Origin of the sequence: Nocardia uniformis NBRC 13702 (assembly GCF_001613345.1) — a bacterium.
Taxonomy (GTDB): domain Bacteria; phylum Actinomycetota; class Actinomycetes; order Mycobacteriales; family Mycobacteriaceae; genus Nocardia; species Nocardia uniformis.
Genome location: NZ_BDCE01000044.1, coordinates 1 through 18,747 on the forward strand (window position 1 = coordinate 1; position 18,747 = coordinate 18,747).

The following is an 18,747-nucleotide window of genomic DNA, read 5'->3' on the forward strand; positions in this document are numbered from 1 at the left end:
CCCAGGACCCGGCGAACGCTGGCCTCGCTCAGTTCACTGTCATCAGACAGCGCCTTCAACGACAGTTGCTCTGCTACAGAGTATTTCGGCCAAAAGTGGCGACCACGCGTCACGAACCTGATGGAGTGCTTCGATTGCGGTAATGGTCAGTCGGGTTTGGGCTCAAGTCGGGCAACATCGAGCAGGATCCCCGGGTTCGCCGAGGATGACATCTGTCATCGCCCGTACATGAGGAACTCGTCTCAGTTCGGTGACTGCGCGTACTACTGACGCCAGACGGTCTCCGCGAGTGTAGAAACCGTGAACAGGACGAATCGAAGTTCCCACAGTTTCCGCAGTCCAGGGTCATCCGCCGACGTCATCACCGCGCGCGGTCTGCGCCGCACTTACGGCCACGGCAAGAATGCGTTCGAGGCGGTGAAAGGTGTAGACCTCCACGTCGAGGAGGGCGAAGTCTTCGCATTGTTGGGCACCAACGGTGCCGGGAAAACCTCGACGCTCGACACGTTGGAGGGCCTGGCCGCTCCCTCGGGCGGTGCCGTCGAGGTGTTCGGTCTCGATCCGCGCACCGATCGCGAGCAGGTTCGCGCGCAGGTCGGGATCATGTTGCAGTCCGGCGGGTTACCCGCCGAGTTGACGGTTCGCGAAACGCTCGAGATGTGGCGGGGGACCTGCAGCAATCCGACGACCGCCGATGCCGTTCTCGGACAGGTCGATCTCGTCGATCGTGCCGATACTCGGGTCGGTGCGCTATCGGGCGGGGAGCAGCGCCGCGTCGATCTGGCGTGTGCCCTGCTGGGGCAGCCGCGGTTGTTGTTCCTCGACGAACCGACCACCGGTCTCGATCCGGAAAGCCGCCGTGGCACCTGGCGATTGCTCGCCGACCTCAAAGCGTCCGGGGTGACGATCGTGCTCACGACGCACTATCTGGATGAGGCGGAGGCACTCGCCGACCGGATCGCGATCATGCACAAGGGCGAGATCGCGCGCACCGGCACGCTGCGTGAAATCGTCGACGGTCATCCTTCGCGGATCGTATTCGACCACCCCGGACTGCCATTGCCGCGGCTGCGGGCCGGGCATATCGACGCGCAGGCACGCGTCACGGTCAGCACCCACGACCTGCAGGGGACGCTGTTCGAACTGCTCGGTTGGGCGCGTGAGAACGGTCTGCTGTTGGGCGGTCTCGAAGCCCGCGCCGCCTCGCTGGAGGCGGTTTTCCTCGACATTGCCAACGAATCGGCCGACGCGACCACACCGGAATTGATCGGAGTATCTCGATGACCATCACGGCACCCGCCACCACCTTCCGCCGCCGCCCGCTCGTCGCGCTCGCCAAGGCCGAATATCTGCAGTTCCGGCGGAACAAGACGCTGGTCTGGATGGCCTTGTTCTTCCCGGTCGGCATCTCCCTGGCCATGTATTCCATCGCGATCAGAGATCAGGAGCCCACGACAGCCACGGCGGCCATGACCTTCGAGCTGATCGCCTTGGTCGCGCTGCTATTCGTGCAGTACTACTCGGTGCTGTCGATGGTCACCACGCGCCGTAGCGAAGGCGTGCTGAAACGATTGCGCACGGGAGAAGCCGCCGACTGGCAGATCCAGACCGCCCCGGCCGTGCCCGGTGCCCTGGTGACAGTGGCCTCCACGCTGCTGGTCGCCGCGGTGGTCTACGGGACCGGCGCGCCCGCCCCGGTCAACCCGTTGGCAACAGCCCTCGCTGTCATCGGAGGCATCGTCTTGTTCTCCCTGCTCGCGCTGGCGACCAGCGCCGTCACGAAGAACGCCGAGGCCGCACAGATCACCTCCCTGCCGGTAATGACAATCGCGATGCTCGGTCTCGCCTCCATCCGGAATATCCTTCCCGACCGGTTGGCCGAGCTGGCCGACTGGACACCCTTCGCGGCCATCTCCGATCTCGTGTCCCTCGGCGCTTCCGGTAAACCGGCTACCGCCACCACCACCGACGTGGCGCTCGACTTCGCGGGCACCTTCGGCGAATTCGGCCAACCGTTTGCCACACTGGCGATATGGACCGTCCTGGCGTTCGCGCTGACCCGCAAGAGCTTCCGCTGGGACGACCGCGGTTGAGCAGCATGACGTCCTGGTGGCGCGAGCTGTCCGGGCCGGCCAAGTTCCGGCTCTACAGCCGGTTCACCCTCCAGTTCGGTCTCGTCGTGGTGGTCGGCGCTATGGCGATCACCACGGACTCGTGGTGGTCGATCCTCGGTGTACTGGTCGCCGGTATCGCGGCCATCGCCGCGGTGGACGCGCAACCCGAGTTCGCGTTGTCATCGAACTCGGTGTCGCGGCCCTGGGTTCTACTTTTCGCCACAGTGGTGTTGGCCGGTGTGTGGCTTGTCGCCGTCGTCGTCGCCAGGCTGACCACGGGGGAGTCGACTTTCGACCATGCACGTCTGACGGGCATTTATGTCGCGGTACTCGCCATGTTCTCCGTCGCTCCGTTCATCCGGCACAAATGGTGGACAGTCCTCGGCGTCAGCCTCGCCACCGGAATCGCCTTCGGCTCCTCGCTGGCAACAGGATTCGGCACCGCGACGCTGACCCTTATTGTCGGCGGTTTCGTCGTCGGAACGACACTGCTGACCATGTGGGGACTGCGGGTCGTCGAAGAACTGGACCGTGCCAAAGCGGTCGAGGCGGACCTGCAGGTAGCCGAGGAGCGGCTGCGCTTCGCGCGGGATCTGCACGATATCGTCGGCCGTGGCTTCTCGGCGATCGCGGTGAAAAGTGAACTCGCGGTGGTGCTGTCGCGATCCGGGGACACCGATCGGGCGGAGACCGAGATGGACGAGGTCAAAACGCTCGCCGTCGAATCGATGGGTCAGATGCGCGAACTGGTGCGTGGCTACCGTGGCATCGATCTGCGCGGGGAGGTCGCCGGAGCCCGGTCACTGCTGTCGGCGGTCGGCTGTCGCCTGGTCGTGGAGGGCGATCCCGCCAATGTTCCGGCGCGGTTCCATGAGGTCGCCGCGTGGGTGGTGCGCGAGGGTACGACGAATATCGTCGAACACTCGTCGGCGACGTCGGCGATCCTCGCGCTCGGGGATGCGGGGATGTCGCTGCGCAATGACAGCCCGCACGGCACACCGGGCGAGCGATCCGGCTTGCGTGGCCTCGCCGAGCGGCTCGCACCCCTCGGTGCGACGCTCGACACCAGCGCGTCACAGGATGAATTCGTGCTCGAAATCCACTGGGAGAACATATGATTCCTGTGTTCCTGGCCGACGATGAAACACTCGTCCGGGCCGCGTTGGCGACCATGCTCGGCCTCGAAGCCGATCTCGAGGTCGTCGATCACGTGGGCTCCGGCGAGGAACTCATCGCCGCCTGGCGCGGTCGCGGCGGCAGCGGTCCGGTCGCGGTGGCTGTCATCGATCTGCAAATGCCCGGCATCGACGGCATCGAGACCGCCATCGAACTACAGCGACTCACCCCGGGCGCGGGCACCTTGATCGTCACCAGCCACGGCCGACCCGGCTATCTCAAACGAGCCCTCGCCGCGGGTGTGCGCGGCTTCCTGCCGAAGACCACCTCGGCGGCGACCCTGGCCGAGGTGATCCGCACCGTCCATCGTGGTGGCCGATACGTCGACCCCGAGTTGGCCGCGGAAGCCATCAGCGCCGGCGATACCGTCCTCACCGCCCGCGAGGCCGACGTCCTCGAATACGCCATCGATGGCGCGCCCGTCGAAGATATCGCCAGACGGGCGCACCTGTCGCCGGGAACCACGCGTAACTACCTATCTTCGGCAATGGCCAAGCTCGGTGTATCCAACCGCTACGAAGCCGCGCTCAAAGCCCGTGAGAAGGGCTGGATCTAGTCCCGACGGCAGCCCGCGAAGAGGCTCGGGATCTGGTCCGTAAGCACCCGACTCGACTCTGGCCCGCCGGTGCTGGCGAGGCGCTACGCGGGCTCCGACGCGGCCATCTCCCGGCGCACCGTGGAGGTGATTTCGGAGGCGGTGAGGATCATGGCGACCAGAAAGTCGATCAGTTGGGGGCGGTCGATTTCGAGGTCGCCGCGTAGCCATTCGGTGAGTATGTCCAGGCCGCCGTGGGAGATGGTGCGGGCGGCCAGTTCGGCGTGGATGCCGGTGACCGCGGCCTCGCCGAGGAGTTCTCGACCCTGATCGATCATGATGCTGGCAGCCACGCTGACGACTTCGGCTCGGCGGCGGCGCAATTCGGCGGTGGCGTGGAGTTCGAGGAACAGTTGGCGGCGGACGGGGTTGTCCGCGACCGTGGTGACGATGGCTTCCACCACGGTCCGCAATCGGACTCGTACATCGGCGGGTTCGGTCGTGATGATGGCGACCAATTCGGCTACGAGTTCGGCTTGTTGTTCATCGAGGAGTTCGTTGAGTAACTGGTCGGTATCGGCGTAATTTTCGTAGAAATAGCGATCGTTCAGCCCGGCCCGGGCACTCAGTGAGCGCACCCTGAGCCCGGCCAGCCCCTGCTCCGCGATTACCTCGAGACCGACCTCGCGCAGCCGTTGCCGCCGCTGTGCTCGCCGCTCCTCGGCGCTTCGGCCCGCGTACCGCCTGAGTTCCGACACGTCGCCACCTCGCCTGTTGCCATGCAGCTGATTTTGGTGAAGACTATCACCAAAATCGTTTGGTGAAGCACTTCACCAAATGGAGCCGCATACAGGAGGCACGCAATGGCGCGTTCCAATGAGCTGTCCGATCCCGGATTCTTCGGGGAATTCCCGCACAACCTCGGGATCAAGTTCCTCGCACCGGGCGATATTCGGCCCACCGCGGCACAGCGGGACGCCTACCGCAAATTCACCCGGATGGGTGATCCCTTGGCCGACGCCGTGGTCGATATGTTCCGTAGCCTGCCCACCGGCCAGGGCCGCCGCATGTTCGAAATTGCCCTGACTCGCGGTATCGACGCCGTGCCGGACGCCCCCGCGGAGCTGAAAGCATTCTTCGCGCAGGTCGATTCGATCCCGTACTGGGTCGACCAGGGGAAGCTCGATTACGCCTCTCGGGTCAGCGGCCGGGTCGGACCGTGGACTTTGAACCTGGTGCTGCCCATGATGTCGCTCAATGGCGGCTATCTGGCCTCGCGCGCGGGCAAGGTCCTGGTCGGCACCGGCGGCCTATCCGCCGAATCGATGGCTCCGCGCCGGGTTTCGGAGACCACCGGCTGGTGGTTCGACGTCACCAGCCCCGGCGGCCTCGGCCGGTTCGAGGCCGGATTCAAGAACACACTGCGGGTGCGGCTCATGCACGCCCAGGTGCGCGCGGGTATGAGCCGCCGATCGGACTGGGACTACGCGAACTGGGATCAGCCGGTGAACCAGTCCCTACTGGCGGGCACCCTGCTGCTGTTCTCGTGGGCGAGCATCATCGGCTGTCAGGTGCTCGGCATGCAGTTCTCCAAGCAGGAGAAGGAGTCGGTGTACCACCTGTGGCGCTATGTCGGCTATCTGCTCGGGCTCGAATCCGAACTGCTGCCCGCCGACGAGGCCGATGCGTGGCGACTCATGTGGTTGCAGGCCGATTACGAATTCCTGCCCGACGAGGATTCCCGCACATTGTCCAAGGCCCTCATCGCATCCATCGGCTCGATCCACGGCCTGAACGACGACCGCGTGCGGACCCGCGCACTGCGCGCTGTCATCACCGGCTACGCCACCGCCTACGGGCGAATCATGCTGGGCAAGAAGAACTCCGACTACCTCGGTATGGCCGACAATCGGCTCTTCGTCGCCGCGGTCCTGGCCACGTCCACGATCAATACCGTGATCGAGGTGCCGCGACGATTGATACCGGGGGCGACCGGGATCAGTGAGCGGGCCGGACGCCGCGTGACCGGGTGGTTCGTGCGCCGCGTCTTACAGTCCAACAATCCGGACCGCAGCTACGCGCGGCACGATCGTTTCGCCGACAACCGCTCGGCCGCTTAGCATCCACGTCTCGTGCGGGATCCGCACGAGACGTGGGCCGTGGTATGCCTGCAATGCTGCCGACTATCGACCTTGCAGGATGTACGGCGGGTAGGAGCCGGTGTCCAATCGGCAACGCCATTCCCGGATGGCGCCTTCGCGCTGGAACTGCTGACCGGCGTCGATGCATCGGCCATTGGTGGTGTACGAGCCGATATATGGCTGCGTGGACTATCGGCCTGCCCGTATGCGGGGAGAGCCTACGGGCAATGATCGAGATTCGATGGTGGAATCTCACTATCTCGTGGCTGAAGAATCTTGTGGCCCAGTGGAATTGGAATCACCTGCCCGACGGCCGTCGCGAATAGGGTTCCATATCGCGGAGCCGTTGCCGGTGGGTTCGTTGTAGTTCGCCCACCCGGGTGAGGAAGCCCGCGATCAATTCGAGTTCTGCGGGGTCGTACCAGCTCAGCATCATCTTGTAGCCCTCGTCGACCAGTGTCGATATCAGGTCGTGGACGCGACGGGCGGCGAGATCTGTGGCTACCACGATCACGCGGCGACGATCGGTGGGGTGTAGTGAGCGGGTGATGTAGCCCTGCTTCTCCAGGCGGTTGAGCATGACCGTGGCGCCCGCGGCAGTCAGGCCCAGTCGTTCGGCCAGCATTCCGGGCGTTGTGGACTTGCCGTCCCCGAGCAGGACGATTTCCAACGCACGTCGATCGGTCTCGTTCACGCCCAGCAGTCTGATCAATTCGCGAGCCAGATCCTCGAGGGTTCCGTGATAGAACTCCAGGGCCTTTCTGAGCTCTACTGCGATCGGAGCCGGGTCGGTTGGCATCGGAGGCACAGGCTTCCACCCTCGAACAATTGAAACATGAAACCTCTCAACAGGAGTCACCGTCCACGTCAGGGCCGGACATGAACTGTACGACACGGTGACCGAGGTGATGGTCCGCATCGCATACCCGGGTCGGAGTGGCTTTTACGGAGCGAAAAGCGAAGCAGTGCACGGCAATTGCTCGATATGCCGCGGACAGAACCTGGGCTGGGCCGCGGATAGCGGCTCAGCCCAGGTAGTCACCACATTTCGTCAGCGCGGGTACCGGCCGTCACGCTGTCGCGTCCTCCCCGGGACTCAGCTGACAGCCGTGGTGGTGAGCGTCGGAGACGGATCCGGATAGCATGCGGTCGCGACATTGCCGACGAAGGAAACCCTGGTCGTCATGGTCATACCGGGGTTGGCATGACTGGTCCCCGCGTACTGACTGGTGATCGGCGTTCCCGAAGCGCCGGCCGTGACATTGATGGTTACCGCGGGCGGGGTGAAGCTGGTGCCGCCCGCGATCGGACCCGGCACGGTGAGCACGATATTCCCGCCCGAGGTGGTGACGGTGCCGGCCACGGTGCCTCCGGAGGCGGTCGCCGAGACCAGCGTCGAATTGGCCGGCGTCGGGAAGGTCATCTTCAGGTTGCTGATATTCGTCACGGTGAATCCGGAGGCCGAACTGGGAACCGTGGACACACCGGGGGTGAGGGTGATAGCCACGGCGGAGCCGGATGCCGCCGAACTCGGTGCGGTGCCGTCGACCGAGGTGGTCATGCTCGAGGTTTGGCCTATCCCGAAGATCGTGCCCTTGCAACTCCAGTTCACGCTGACGGGGACGGCATTTGCGGGTGTGGCGAAACAGAAGAGCGTGGCAAGCGCCACCGGAGCAACGACGCCGGCACGAAACAACACGGATGCGGTCGATCTCATAACTATCTCCAAAAATGTGAAGCAATGGCACGGCCCGGTATCGCGAGCCGTAATCGTAAGAGATTTGAAATGTAACCTGTTCTCATCTGGCTGGGGCGAAATCGGCAATAACGGTTCGGTATCGATGGGTCTTGTTGCGCGGCGGTGCGGTATGTATTTATCTGTAGTTAAATATTCACTATGGAAAGTTAATTCTTCTAAGATATTGACGCGAATCAGTCAATCCACTGTCGTGGATCTAGAGGTCATACGGGGTCGATTCGTGGAAGTATAAGGCGCTGACCTGGTATTTCGTCGATTCTGGCATAGATTGACCGGCGTGTGTTCGCGTGTCTCGAGTTTCTCTTGCCGAAAGTGGGGTGCGACATCGAAGGTTGGCATTATTGGTTCTTCGCAACCCGCCTGACCATTCGATCCATCTGCTGTAGAGATATCGAGACAGTCACGTCGATGCGAATGAGACGTTTCCTCGGGTGATTCCCGAATACGCCGCAGAGCTGATTTCAAGCGGCTGGCAGGTATGGGACCACAGACAGCCTCACGTTTCGCGCGGGATCCGCACGAAACGTGGGCCGTGTGTGCAGTCGAATCCGATGGCTACGCCTGACGGAAACAGAGTGTGCCCCATTGGAATCCAGCTCCAATGGCCGAGAGCAGAAAGGTGTCTCCGCCCCGGAGGCGGTGCTCGGTACGCGCCCGGTGCAGCGCGGTGAGGACGCCGGCGGATCCGGTGTTGCCCAGTGTGTCGAGGGTGATGGGAGCCCGCTGTATCGGTACCTCGAGTTCGGCCATGGCGGCGGTGAGAATATTGAGATTGGCCTGGTGCAGGAAGAAGTGGTCGATCTCGGTGACGGCGAGCCCGGCACGATCGGCAGCGCCGCGGATGCTCTGTGGCAGACGACGGGTCGCTGTCTCCCAGACCGCACGGCCGTCCATCCGGAGATAGTGTTCGCGCTCCGCGACGGTCTGAGCGCTGGTCGGTCGTCGGGATCCACCGGCCCGGATTTCGACGTCGTGGGATAGCTGGGATCCGAAGTCCCAGGACAGGAGTCCGGCCCCGGGGGATTCGGTGCGGGTCAGCACGATGGCTCCCGCCGCGTCGCCGAAGAACACCCCCGTGGTGCGGTTGCGGGGATCGGTCACTCGGGACGCACAGTCCGCGGCGACGACCAGTACCGTCCGTGCGGACACGTTCAGCAGATGGGCCGCGAGCAGGATGGCTTGCAGCCCATTGGCGCACGCGGCCTGGGTGATGTCGATGGGCAGCGCGCGATCGGCCCCGATGCGCTCCTTGACCATCAGCGCGGTCGAAGGAAGCGGCTGATCACAGGTGTACGTCGCGACAATGACGGCGTCGAGCTCGCGGGCCGAGGCCCCCGCATCGGCAAGAGCCGCCGGGGCGGCCGCGACACACATATCCGAGACCGCCAGCTCCGGTGCCAGTCGTCGACGCTCCCGGATACCGGTGCGACTGAGTATCCACTCGTCGGAAGTATCCAGGGTCCGAGTGAGGTCCGCGTTGGTGACGACGGTGGCGGGCAGATGAATACCGGAGCCCGACACCATGACCGGTAGTGGGACCGGGGGTCGTACGGATACGGACCGCGGTTGCTCCGTTGCGTACATGGTGGTCATGCGAGGGCCCCGTCCAGCGCGTCGGCGGTGTTGTATTCAGGGGCGATCAGGGTATCGAGGTCGATATAGAACCTGCCCGACGCACAGGGGGAACCCAGCAGGATGCGGCGGGCGGCCGAGGTGACCAGGGCTCCGCCGAGTGCCACATCGGAGGCCAATTGCGGCCAACTGCTGAGCGTTCGGCCGATTTGGCCGAACGACGCGGCCAGTTCGGGACTGATGCGCTCGGCATCGACCATCGCCAAGATCAGATCGGACTTGGCCTGGGCGGTGAGCTCCGGTAGGTCGGCGGCGCGGAGGCCACCGATCCTGCCGTGCAGCAGTGGCCGGTCGGGCTCGGTATCGAATCGTTCGATATCGAGCATGCCGCGGTCATTGCAATCCATGACCACCGGAATGCCCAGTGTCCGTGCGTATTCCCTGGCCGCGATCTTGACGTAGGGCGTATCGCATTCCTCCACCAGCAGATCGATCGGCGCCTGGTCGCCGAGGAAGAACGTGCTCATATTGCTGTCGTTCAGCCCGCTCGTGAAGATCTCGATATCCAGATACGGGTCGATCTCGAACATTTGGCGTGCGCAGATCACCGCCTTACCGACCCCGAGGTGGTGTACACCCGCACGCAGTCTGTTCATATTGGACAGGCTCAGTTCGTCGAAGTCGGCGAGCCGGAACGAGCCACCGATACCTTCGAGCGCGAGCGTGACCGCGGCGCTGTTGCCGACCGACAGTCCGACGACCCCGATCCGTCGGTCGAGCAGCCGACGTTGTTGGGGCCGTTGGATCTTGTCGCGATTGCGGTCGGAGCGGACGAGCCGGAACTCCTCGCGCGGCAGCACATGCACCAGCCGACCCGACCAGGGGTACCAGACCCACGTGCCGTAGGCCCATGCCTCGGTCCCGTCCAGCTGCTCGTCGATCTTGCGATCGAGTTCGGCCCCGGTGTAGCGGCGATCGGGTTCGCGGCAGCCGATCAGCTCGGCGAGCTGCGTCGTGAGGGTGTCGTGTACGGCGGTGACCCGGCCGGATTCGAGTAGCGCGGTCAATGCCTCGTGATCGTCGGCGCGGCCCGGTTCGAACAGCACAGGCTGCCAGCCGTCACGGTCCGGGATATCGGCCGCCACCAGAGCCGGTGGTGCCCCGCAGGTTTCGAACCTCGCCGAGGGCCAGGTGCCGGGATGGTCGGTCACCAGTGCTGGAAACTCGTCACGCATCCGGTCGACCAGGTCGGTGTATTCACCGGCACCCGCCGCGGTTCGGTGCAGCAGAATCACCACCTCCTCGGTGTAGCGCTCGACGTAGCAGCGCGTCCCCGGCACCGGATGGAAGCCGAACCGGCCGTGGAACCGGTCCTGGCCGTCCTTGGTTCCGGAGGTGCCGATCATGATCTTGGCTCCGAGGTGGTGCGCGGCGCCGATGGCGACCGCGTTCAGATACGCGCCCAACCCCAGTTTGCGGGCTCGATGCTCCACCACCAGGCGACTGTGCTCGTAGGCCTCGTCGACCCCGGCACCTTCGGTGGCCAGCAATTGTTCGTATCGCTGTTCGCCGAGATGGGCTCGGGTCTGGAACAGCTCACCGGTCGCCGGGGTCGAGAGCCGGATGTAGCCCAGCACGGGGCCGTCCGGGCGTCGCCGGGCAATGAAATGCCAGGCACCGTAATCCAATTCCTGATCATCGACATGGGCACCGTCGGCGTCGCGGAAGCCCGGCCGCCGGCCGTTGTCGTAGAGAATTCGAGCCCGCAGTTCCCGTAGCCGCCGCACCTGATCGGTGTGGTCGGCGCCGTGGCGAGGTGCGTGAAACGCCGAAATATGCCACTGCACCTCAGGATCGCGGCTCCGGATGTCGCATCCGTCGACAGACATGCGAGATCCAGCAGATACCGACACGTGTAGGGATCCTTTCCAGGAATTAGCTGAGTGTGCTGTACGTAGATGCTGGGCGAGCAGAGTATGGCAACGTCTGAGCGGATCCGGTCAGGAAGACAACACAATTCGCGTTCCATGAAGGCCGCTTAGAAGTGTTGCTGAATGATAGCTGTGAAGTGAACGAAAGACCAACTAGGTGAATCTTCGTGGCGTGCCCGACGGGAGTGGGCTCAAGCCTGTCGCGGTGACGTCGAGACGTCACCGGTTCGGCTCGGGTCGAGCCAGGCAACGGCCGCCGCCGTGAAGGCGGTGATGCCGCAATTGATTGTCGGCTCGGCGAGCGGGGCGAAGTACGGCGAGTGGTTCATCGGGATGTCCTGGTCGACGGTGCCCCGCTCCTGTGCCGCCGCGACTTTCGCGGGGTCCGCACCGCCGAAGAACCAGAAGGACAGCGGCGCACCGGCGGCCTCGGCGAGATTGCCGACGTCCTCACTGGCCGGGAAGGCCGCCATTTCCAGGACCTGCTCCGCGCCGAGGGCATCCCGTAACGCGGCGCGCGTCTTATCCAGGGCGGCAGCGTCGTTGAAGGTGATGGGCAGCCGGGTCAGCGTTTCGATTGTCGGCGGACGGTCCGCGCCCGCGGCGTCGGCCTCCGCGTGCACGATCCGCCGCACGGCCGCGAGCACCCGGTCGCGCAGTTCGGGCGAGTAGGTCCGAATACTGAGGCCGAGCTGGGCCTCATCAGCGATGATGTTGTCCTTGGTGCCCGCGTGCAGTGTTCCGATGGTGAGGACGACCTGGTCCGCGGCGGCGATCTCGCGGGACACGATGGTCTGCAGCCGCAACACGGTGGCGGCGGCCATGATGATCGGATCGATCGTGGTCTCGGGCCGCGAACTGTGCCCACCGCGCCCGTGCAGGGTGATCCGCAGGCTGTCATTCGCGGAGAGCAGGGCGCCCGCGCGGGTAGCCACGGTGCCCACCGGAATCGGCAGGACATGCTGGGCAAGCACGATTTCCGGCGTGCCGAAGCGTTCGAACAGACCGTCGTCGACCATGGCCCGCGCGCCGTGGCCGGTCTCCTCGGCGGGCTGGAAGACACCCAGCACGGTGCCGGACCACTGATCGCGGGCGGCGGCCAGCGCGTCGAGCGTGCCCAGCAGGCAGACGATGTGCATATCGTGGCCGCAGGCGTGCATGGTCGGCTCGCCGCTGTCCGGATCGGTGGCGGTCGAGGAATAGGACAGTCCGGTCTGTTCGCGAACCGGCAGTGCGTCCATATCCGCGCGCAGCAGCACCAGTGGGCCGGGCCCATTCACCAGCCGGGCGACGACCCCTGTCCCGCCGACCCCCTCGGTCACCTCGTACCCGAGAGCCTTCGCGCGCCGAGCGATGATCGCCGCGGTGCGGTGTTCGGCGAAGGATAATTCGGGATGTGCGTGCAGGTCGCGGTACGGCTCCACGAGTGCGGCGGTGATGCGGGCGATACGACTGTTGATCGACGGCACAGCGCCAATGATCCACGGGCACAGCGGCCGCCATGGCGATTTTCCGGCTTTACTTCCTATCCGAAAGAAACTAACACCGTGACCAGGTCGAGCCTGCCCGACGTCGCCCGCCTTCGCGATCGGAGCCGATCGACAGCAACTCCCACCGCAAGAGGCGAAACGCTTCCGCGCGAAAGCCCTCGGTCCGACGGACTGAGGACTAGCCTGTGCGGATAATAGGATTTGTTCGATCGGGCGAGTGAAGCGGTGATTGGATGGACGGGGTTCTCCCACTGGACCAGCCGCACACGTCTCGAATATACGACTACTTTCTCGGCGGCAAGGACAACTACGAGGCCGATCGGGTGGCCGCGGAGGAAATCCTGAAGGCATGGCCGGATATTCGGACCGCAGCCAAGGTCAATCGGCAGTTCATGCAGCGCAGCACTCGGTTCCTCGCCGAAGCCGGGATCCGGCAGTTCCTCGATATCGGTACCGGGATTCCCACCGAACCCAACCTGCACCAGATCGCGCAGGAGGTAGCGCCGGACTCCCGGGTGGTCTACGTCGACAACGATCCGCTCGTCCTGGCTCATGCTCGCGCGTTCATGACCGGCGAAGCGTCGGGAGCGACGGCCTATATCGACGGCGACGTCACCGACCCGGACTCCATCCTGCGCGCCCCGGAACTGGCTCAGGTCCTCGACCTGAGCAAGCCGGTCGGATTGAGCATGATCGCGCTGCTGCATTTCGTCGAAACCGATGTCAACCGGATCATGTCGCAATTCCTCGATGTCCTCGCTCCCGGCTCATACCTCGTGATCTGTACCATCACAGCCGATTTCGCTCCCGAGCAGGTGGCCGCCGCCCAAGACGTCTACCGCGTGCGCAAACTCCCCGCTCAGGTCCGTACTCACGACGAGGTCACCTCGTGGTTTGCCGGACTCGACCTGGTCGCCCCGGGAGTCGTGCCACCGCACCGGTGGCAACTCGCGGAGACCACCGAGATCTCACCGGCCTTCGACGCCAAGATCTCCTGCTACTGCGGGGTGGCCCGCAAACCCTGAACACGTTCGGGCGGGGAGCTTTCGGGGTAACCGCTCAGAACTCGTCCGGGCAACCACAGGAACCACGGGTCTTCAACTCCGCGCCGAGGCTGCGCACGCCTGGTTCGGTCATGCCGGTGTCGATCTGTTTCAGCAGGATCTCCACCGCCAGTTCACCCATGCGCCGCGTCGGTTGGACCATGGTGGTCAACCCGGGCCGGGTGTAGCGGGTGTACTCGATCCCGTCGAAGGCGACAATGGCGAGATCGTCGGGGACACGCAGGCCCGCGTCGTAGGCCGCGCGCAGCATGCCCATGGCCTGTAGATCGCTGGTCACGAATACCGCGGTCGGTCGGGGAGTGCCCCGCATGATTTCGCTGAGGGCGCGATAGCCCGCGGCACCGCCGAATTCGGCGCGCACAATCACATTTTCGGGCAATCCGGCGCGCCGCAGTGCCCGGCGGTAGCCCGCGACTCGGTCGTCGGCGGTCGACACGTGCGGTCCGCTGAGGCAGGCGATATCGGTATGCCCGTGGGAGATCAGATGTTCGACGGCGGTGCTGGCGCCGGCGAGCGAGTCGGACATGACGTGCGCGCAGCGTGCCGGATCGATGAGCCGGTCGACCGCGACCAGCGCCATACCCGCGGCCGCGCACGCATCGGCGATCCCCGACTCCCAAGACGACGAGATCGCCAGTAGCCCTTCGACGCGCCGGTCGATGAAGGCGCTCACATAGGCCCGTTCCCGGGCCTCGTCATCGGCGGCGTTTCCGATGATCAGCGGATATCCCCTGGCGAATGCCGCCGCTTCGACCACCGCGGACAGTTCGGCGAAGAAGGGGTTGGATCCGTCGGGGATGACCATGCCGAGTGCGTGTCCGCGGTTCATGCGGAGGCTGCGCGCCGACATATTGGGCCGGTAACCGAGTTCGGCGATCGCGGCTTCGATGCGGGCGCGGGTCGCCGGAGCGACCTGTCGCGGACCGCCATTGAGGACATAGCTCACCAGGGCGGGGGAGGTGCCCGCGAGCCGGGCGACATCGGCTCGGGTGACTGTCATCGAAACTCTCCTCAATCGGTGGTTTTCCCCGGCTGCCGCGGAACCTCTTGACAGCACGTGAGTCAGGTCACACACTACACATCAATTCGAGTTGTCAACACGAGTTGAATCTCAAACCAGGATAGGTCGAACAACAGATGAACTCTCGATTCAGGTATGCGACCGCCGGCATGGCTCTCGTCAGCGTCCTCGCCCTCACCGTCGGCTGTGGCCGCGGCGACAGCGAGTCCGCGGACTTCAAGATCGCGGTCGTCACTCGCAATTTCACCAACCCGTACTGGGCGGCACTGCGCGACGGCGCGCTGGCCGAGGGCGACCGGCTCGGTGTCAAGGTCTCGGTGCAGGCCGGACAGTCCGAAACCGATGCCGACGGTGAGAACGCTCAGATTTCCACGCTCGCGGCCCAGGGCTACGACTGCTTCGCGGTGGTGCCGGTCAATAGCACCAACGTGATCACGCCGCTGGTTCCGGTGGCGCGCGACAACATTCCGATTATCAACCTGGACACCCGGATCGACGTGGAGGCCTCGAAGCAGGCCGGGGTCGAGTACGCGAGCTTCATCGGCTCCGACAACCTGGCGGCCGGTCGGATCGCGGGCGAGAAAATGCTGGAGGCGCTCGGTGGCAGCGGGAAAGTAGTTGTACTGCAGGGCATCGCGGGCGAACAGAATGGAATCAACCGCGACAAGGGCTTTACCGATGCCGTCAGCGGCAAGCTGGATATCGTGCAGCGCGCGCCCGCGGACTACGAACAGGACAAGGGACTCACGGTCACCGAGGCGATCCTGAAGGCGCACCCCGATATCACCGGTATCTTCGCGGCCAACGACACCATGGGACTCGGTGCGGCACAGGCGATCAAGAACGCGGGCCGCACCGACCAGGTCAAGGTGATCTCGGTCGACGGCATCCAGTCAGCGCTGGCGGCCGTACAGGCGGGCACGTTGTACGGCACGGTGACCCAATATCCCTATGCCGAAGGCGAACTCGCGGTGCAGGGCTGCCTCGCGCTGGATCAGGGCAAGAGCATTCCGGAGCGCGTGGTCGCGCCGATCGCCTTCATCGGCCGCGACAATGTCGAGCAGCAGATCAGCGCGTTCCCCAAGCCCATCGAGCCTTTCGACAACCCGCTGGTGGGGCTGGTGGACAAGTGAGCGAGCGAACCATCGGCACAGCGTCTGCACTTGCGGCGGAACCGAGCGTCAGCGAGGTGGAGGCGTGAGTGACACCGCCCAGATCGCGGCGGTCGCGCCCGACCGCCGCACCGACCTGCGCATTCCCGCCAAACTGGCCGACTTCGCCGCGCCGATCGCCCTGGTGGTCGTGTGGCTGGCCTTCTTCATCGCCACTCCGAACTTCTTGACCGCCAAGAATATCGACGACCTCTTGGTCGCCTCGACGATCCTGACCGTGCTGGCGCTCGGCCAGCAGTTCGCGGTCGTGGTGGGCGGTATCGACCTCTCGGTAGGTGCCACGCTGCCGTGGTCGGCGGCGCTACTGGGATATCTGACCAGCCACGGTTATCCGGTGGCGGTCGGCATTGCCGCCGCGATTCTGGGCGGTTTGGCGGCGGGATTGGTCAACGGTGTATTGATCGGTCGCTTTCAAATGACCGACTTCGTCGTCACCCTCGGCAGTCTGAGTGTGCTCAGCGGTTTGACGCTGCTGCTCACCAGTGGCAACAGCATCGCGGTGAATTCGGCGTTCCTGCAGAGTCTCGCCCTGGACGGCGTCGGACCCTTCCGCTGGTTCTGGCTGTTCGCGCTGATCGCCGCGCTCGGCGTGGCGGGCATCCTGTTCCGCACCCGGATCGGGACACACCTGCTGGCCACCGGCGGCAATATCGACTCGGCACGCGAAACCGGAATTCCGGTGCGCCGCATTCGGTTACTGGCCTACGGCGCATGCGGGTTGTTGGCCGGTGTCGCGGGTGTCATGCTCGTCGCCCGCAATGGCGGGGCCGACCCGTCCCTGCAAACCACCTATCTGCTGAGTTCGATCGCGGCGGTGGTGCTCGGAGGTTCCTCACTCAGCGGCGGCAAGGCTTCGGTGCTCGGCACCGTGTGCGGCGCAGTACTTTTCACCTCGCTGATCAATGGGTTCACCATCCTGGGCATCTCGCAGTACTACCAGCCGATCGCGGTCGGTGCGGTACTGCTGCTGGCGGCGGCGATTTCGCGATTCCGGAAGTGAATGCCATGACAGAGCCAATGCTCGAGGCGAAAGACCTCACGAAGTCGTTCGATTCCGTTCGCGCGTTGGACGGAGTGTCGGTGACCATTCCGGCGGGTGAGGTCACCGCGCTGGTCGGCGATAACGGGGCCGGGAAGTCCACCCTGGTGCGCTGCCTGACCGGCGTGCACCCGCCCGACTCCGGACAGATCCTCTTTCGCGGCGAACCGGTTCGGCTCGGATCGCCCGAGGATGCCCGAAAGATGGGTGTGGAGACCGTCTATCAGGATCTTGCTCTCATCGATGATCTGACGGTCTGGCAGAACCTGTTCCTCAACCGGGAACTCGTCTACCCGTTCTGGCCGATCAAGGTCGTGAACCGTAAGCGAATGATTGCCGAAAGCGGTGAGATCCTGCGTGATCTGGATGTGGACGTACCCTCGGTCCGCACCACGGTACGGCGGATGAGCGGTGGTCAGCGGCAGAGTATCGCCATTGCCCGCGCGGTGGCGTGGGGTAAGGCGATGGTGATCATGGACGAGCCGACCGCCGCGCTGGGGGTGCGCGAAACCGCCGCGGTCGAGAAGCTGGTCCGGGGTCTGCGCGACCGTGGGGTCACCGTGCTGATCATCAGTCATGACCTGGCCCAGGTCATGCGCATCTGCGACAACGTCGTCGTGCTGCGTCGTGGCCGCTCGGTGGCCGCGCATCGGGTGGCCGATGTCGACGGCGACCGCTTGGTCGCGCTGATCACCGGTGCCGCGCCCGGCAACCTCGAAGCGGCTTCCGCTGCGGAAAGCCAGGTTTCGTGATCCGGGGCGGGCGCGTCGCGGTCATCGGATCGGTCAACCAGGACATCGTCTGTGAAGTGGCGCGGTTGCCAGGACCGGGGGAGACGGTATTGGCCGCCGCTTCGCGGACGAACCTGGGTGGCAAGGGATCCAACCAAGCGGTGGCCGCGGCGAAAGCGGGTGGAGCCGTGCAGTTCATCGGCCGGGTCGGTGGTGATCCGGCCTCCCGGTCGTTCCGGCGGTCGATGACCGGTGCGGGGGTGAAAACGATTGGGCTGCGCGAGCTTCCGGACGGGCGCACCGGCACGGCCTATATCGCGGTGGCGGCGGGCGAGAACCAGATCGTGGTCGACCCCGGGGCCAACTTCGAGTGGGAATCCGACGCCGAGCTGACCGCCATGACCGAGGCCGAGCTGCTCGGGGCCGCCGACGTGGTGGTCGCGCAGTTCGAGATCCCGATCCGGGTGGTCACCTGGGCCGCGAGTCTGGCCCGTCGGTTCGTGCTCAATGCCGCGCCCGCAGTGGAATTCGGCGACGAACTGCTGCGGCTCTGCGATCCGCTGGTGGTGAACGAACACGAGTTGTCGGCGATCAGTGGCATGGCGACCGCAAGCCGTGAGCAGGCCGGGGCAGCCGCGCGGGCGCTATGCCTGCGCGGGGCTCGAGCCGTGGTGGCCACATTGGGTGCGACGGGTTCGGTGTGGGTTCGCCGCACGGCCGAACCGCAGGTGGTCGAGGTCGTGTATCAGCCGGCGCCACAGGTCGTCTCGGTGGATTCGACCGGGGCGGGAGACGCGTATGTCGGTGCCCTGTCCAGCGCACTCGCCGCCGAACTCGGGCTCGGCGAGGCGGTGGCCTTCGCCACCGCCGCCGCCTCGATCGCGGTGCGGTCGGCAGGCACGCACACCTCCTATCCCACTCGCGCGCAGATCGCCGCGGCGCGCACCGAGGTACCGCCGTCCTGTCCGATGCGACTTCCCGTTCACAGCTAGTCACGCTCTA

General features: G+C 65.0%; 18 protein-coding genes. 11 read left to right on the forward strand and 7 right to left on the reverse strand.

Translation table 11 applies throughout. The features are described 5' to 3' along the window. Positions 1 to 300 precede the first annotated feature (300 nt). Genes NU1_RS12915 through NU1_RS12930 form a run of 4 tightly spaced genes read left to right on the forward strand, consistent with a single transcriptional unit; the run spans position 301 to position 3,846 of the window. Entirely contained in the window at positions 301 to 1,284 is a 984-nt protein-coding gene (locus NU1_RS12915) for an ABC transporter ATP-binding protein (protein ID WP_067520832.1), read from the forward strand. After that, on the forward strand, positions 1,281 to 2,093 hold the full coding sequence (locus tag NU1_RS12920; RefSeq protein WP_067520836.1) for an ABC transporter permease: 813 nt from the start codon (positions 1,281 to 1,283) through the stop codon (positions 2,091 to 2,093). The genes NU1_RS12915 and NU1_RS12920 overlap by 4 nt, the downstream gene beginning before the upstream one ends. A gap of 5 nt (positions 2,094 to 2,098) precedes the next feature. Continuing rightward, positions 2,099 to 3,232, forward strand: coding sequence for a sensor histidine kinase (locus NU1_RS12925; protein WP_067520837.1), 1,134 nt, complete (start codon positions 2,099 to 2,101; stop codon positions 3,230 to 3,232). After that, positions 3,229 to 3,846 carry a response regulator transcription factor gene (locus NU1_RS12930; protein ID WP_067520841.1) on the forward strand — a complete coding sequence of 206 codons (618 nt, stop codon included), beginning with the start codon at positions 3,229 to 3,231 and terminating at the stop codon, positions 3,844 to 3,846. The genes NU1_RS12925 and NU1_RS12930 overlap by 4 nt, the downstream gene beginning before the upstream one ends. Before the next feature lie 83 nt (positions 3,847 to 3,929). Here NU1_RS12930 and NU1_RS12935 read toward each other — a convergent pair whose 3' ends face one another. Next, positions 3,930 to 4,583: a TetR/AcrR family transcriptional regulator gene (locus tag NU1_RS12935; RefSeq protein ID WP_067520844.1), complete on the reverse strand. Its 654-nt coding sequence runs from the start codon at positions 4,581 to 4,583 to the stop codon at positions 3,930 to 3,932. Positions 4,584 to 4,688: 105 nt separating this feature from the next. Here NU1_RS12935 and NU1_RS12940 point away from each other — a divergent pair, with 105 nt between their 5' ends. Then, positions 4,689 to 5,945, forward strand: coding sequence for an oxygenase MpaB family protein (locus NU1_RS12940; RefSeq protein ID WP_067520847.1), 1,257 nt, complete (start codon positions 4,689 to 4,691; stop codon positions 5,943 to 5,945). Positions 5,946 to 6,264: 319 nt separating this feature from the next. Here NU1_RS12940 and NU1_RS12945 read toward each other — a convergent pair whose 3' ends face one another. Further along, positions 6,265 to 6,765, reverse strand: a complete 501-nt coding sequence (locus tag NU1_RS12945) for a MarR family winged helix-turn-helix transcriptional regulator (RefSeq protein ID WP_067520851.1) — start codon at positions 6,763 to 6,765, stop codon at positions 6,265 to 6,267. A 297-nt stretch (positions 6,766 to 7,062) separates the two neighbouring features. Further along, on the reverse strand, positions 7,063 to 7,527 hold the full coding sequence (locus NU1_RS43205) for a hypothetical protein (RefSeq protein WP_245720098.1): 465 nt from the start codon (positions 7,525 to 7,527) through the stop codon (positions 7,063 to 7,065). On the opposite strand from NU1_RS43205, the gene NU1_RS41355 reads away from it, so the two are divergent. After that, positions 7,526 to 7,957, forward strand: coding sequence for a hypothetical protein (locus NU1_RS41355; RefSeq protein ID WP_157552170.1), 432 nt, complete (start codon positions 7,526 to 7,528; stop codon positions 7,955 to 7,957). The two genes, NU1_RS43205 and NU1_RS41355, sit on opposite strands and share 2 nt — an antisense overlap. Before the next feature lie 323 nt (positions 7,958 to 8,280). On the opposite strand, the gene NU1_RS12955 is transcribed toward NU1_RS41355, so the two are convergent. The 3 genes from NU1_RS12955 to NU1_RS12965 all read right to left on the reverse strand — a co-directional run bounded on the left by NU1_RS12955 (position 8,281) and on the right by NU1_RS12965 (position 12,697). Next, positions 8,281 to 9,249: a 3-oxoacyl-ACP synthase III family protein gene (locus NU1_RS12955; protein WP_212761548.1), complete on the reverse strand. Its 969-nt coding sequence runs from the start codon at positions 9,247 to 9,249 to the stop codon at positions 8,281 to 8,283. 65 nt (positions 9,250 to 9,314) lie between these two features. Further along, the gene (locus NU1_RS12960; protein WP_067520860.1) at positions 9,315 to 11,186 is read right to left on the reverse strand and encodes a ThiF family adenylyltransferase; all 1,872 of its coding nucleotides are present in this window, start codon (positions 11,184 to 11,186) and stop codon (positions 9,315 to 9,317) included. A gap of 233 nt (positions 11,187 to 11,419) precedes the next feature. Further along, a complete protein-coding gene (locus NU1_RS12965) occupies positions 11,420 to 12,697 on the reverse strand; it encodes an amidohydrolase (RefSeq protein ID WP_084521244.1) in 1,278 nt (425 codons plus the stop codon). Positions 12,698 to 12,951: 254 nt separating this feature from the next. Here NU1_RS12965 and NU1_RS12970 point away from each other — a divergent pair, with 254 nt between their 5' ends. Further along, positions 12,952 to 13,743: an SAM-dependent methyltransferase gene (locus NU1_RS12970; RefSeq protein WP_067520864.1), complete on the forward strand. Its 792-nt coding sequence runs from the start codon at positions 12,952 to 12,954 to the stop codon at positions 13,741 to 13,743. 34 nt (positions 13,744 to 13,777) lie between these two features. Here NU1_RS12970 and NU1_RS12975 read toward each other — a convergent pair whose 3' ends face one another. Further along, positions 13,778 to 14,782, reverse strand: a complete 1,005-nt coding sequence (locus NU1_RS12975) for a LacI family DNA-binding transcriptional regulator (RefSeq protein WP_067520869.1) — start codon at positions 14,780 to 14,782, stop codon at positions 13,778 to 13,780. A 170-nt stretch (positions 14,783 to 14,952) separates the two neighbouring features. Between NU1_RS12975 and NU1_RS12980 the strand changes: the two genes are divergently transcribed. The 4 genes from NU1_RS12980 (at position 14,953) to NU1_RS12995 (ending at position 18,737) form a co-directional block, all read left to right on the forward strand. Next, complete coding sequence (locus tag NU1_RS12980; protein ID WP_245720099.1) at positions 14,953 to 15,936, forward strand: sugar ABC transporter substrate-binding protein; 984 nt, start codon at positions 14,953 to 14,955, stop codon at positions 15,934 to 15,936. Between the two features lie 64 nt (positions 15,937 to 16,000). After that, positions 16,001 to 16,975: an ABC transporter permease gene (locus NU1_RS12985; protein ID WP_067520876.1), complete on the forward strand. Its 975-nt coding sequence runs from the start codon at positions 16,001 to 16,003 to the stop codon at positions 16,973 to 16,975. Positions 16,976 to 16,980: 5 nt separating this feature from the next. Next, on the forward strand, positions 16,981 to 17,766 hold the full coding sequence (locus NU1_RS12990; protein ID WP_067521354.1) for an ATP-binding cassette domain-containing protein: 786 nt from the start codon (positions 16,981 to 16,983) through the stop codon (positions 17,764 to 17,766). After that, positions 17,763 to 18,737 (forward strand): ribokinase, encoded by a 975-nt coding sequence (locus NU1_RS12995; RefSeq protein ID WP_084521245.1) that lies wholly within the window; start codon positions 17,763 to 17,765, stop codon positions 18,735 to 18,737. Before NU1_RS12990 ends, NU1_RS12995 begins: the two co-directional genes overlap by 4 nt. The last annotated feature ends 10 nt before the right edge of the window (positions 18,738 to 18,747 follow it).

Bases quoted from the DNA above. Each gene is read 5' to 3' on its own strand.
- NU1_RS12980 (WP_245720099.1), top strand. From the start codon at position 14,953: ATGGCTCTCGTCAGCGTCCTCGCCCTCACCGTCGGCTGTGGCCGCGGC.
- NU1_RS12955 (WP_212761548.1), bottom strand. From the start codon at position 9,249: ATGGTGTCGGGCTCCGGTATTCATCTGCCCGCCACCGTCGTCACCAAC.
- NU1_RS12920 (WP_067520836.1), top strand. From the start codon at position 1,281: ATGACCATCACGGCACCCGCCACCACCTTCCGCCGCCGCCCGCTCGTC.
- NU1_RS12975 (WP_067520869.1), bottom strand. From the start codon at position 14,782: ATGACAGTCACCCGAGCCGATGTCGCCCGGCTCGCGGGCACCTCCCCC.
- NU1_RS12940 (WP_067520847.1), top strand. From the start codon at position 4,689: ATGGCGCGTTCCAATGAGCTGTCCGATCCCGGATTCTTCGGGGAATTC.
- NU1_RS12960 (WP_067520860.1), bottom strand. From the start codon at position 11,186: ATGTCTGTCGACGGATGCGACATCCGGAGCCGCGATCCTGAGGTGCAG.
- NU1_RS41355 (WP_157552170.1), top strand. From the start codon at position 7,526: ATGCTCGAGGTTTGGCCTATCCCGAAGATCGTGCCCTTGCAACTCCAG.
- NU1_RS43205 (WP_245720098.1), bottom strand. From the start codon at position 7,527: ATGACCACCTCGGTCGACGGCACCGCACCGAGTTCGGCGGCATCCGGC.
- NU1_RS12930 (WP_067520841.1), top strand. From the start codon at position 3,229: ATGATTCCTGTGTTCCTGGCCGACGATGAAACACTCGTCCGGGCCGCG.
- NU1_RS12970 (WP_067520864.1), top strand. From the start codon at position 12,952: ATGGACGGGGTTCTCCCACTGGACCAGCCGCACACGTCTCGAATATAC.
- NU1_RS12925 (WP_067520837.1), top strand. From the start codon at position 2,099: ATGACGTCCTGGTGGCGCGAGCTGTCCGGGCCGGCCAAGTTCCGGCTC.
- NU1_RS12990 (WP_067521354.1), top strand. From the start codon at position 16,981: ATGACAGAGCCAATGCTCGAGGCGAAAGACCTCACGAAGTCGTTCGAT.
- NU1_RS12945 (WP_067520851.1), bottom strand. From the start codon at position 6,765: ATGCCAACCGACCCGGCTCCGATCGCAGTAGAGCTCAGAAAGGCCCTG.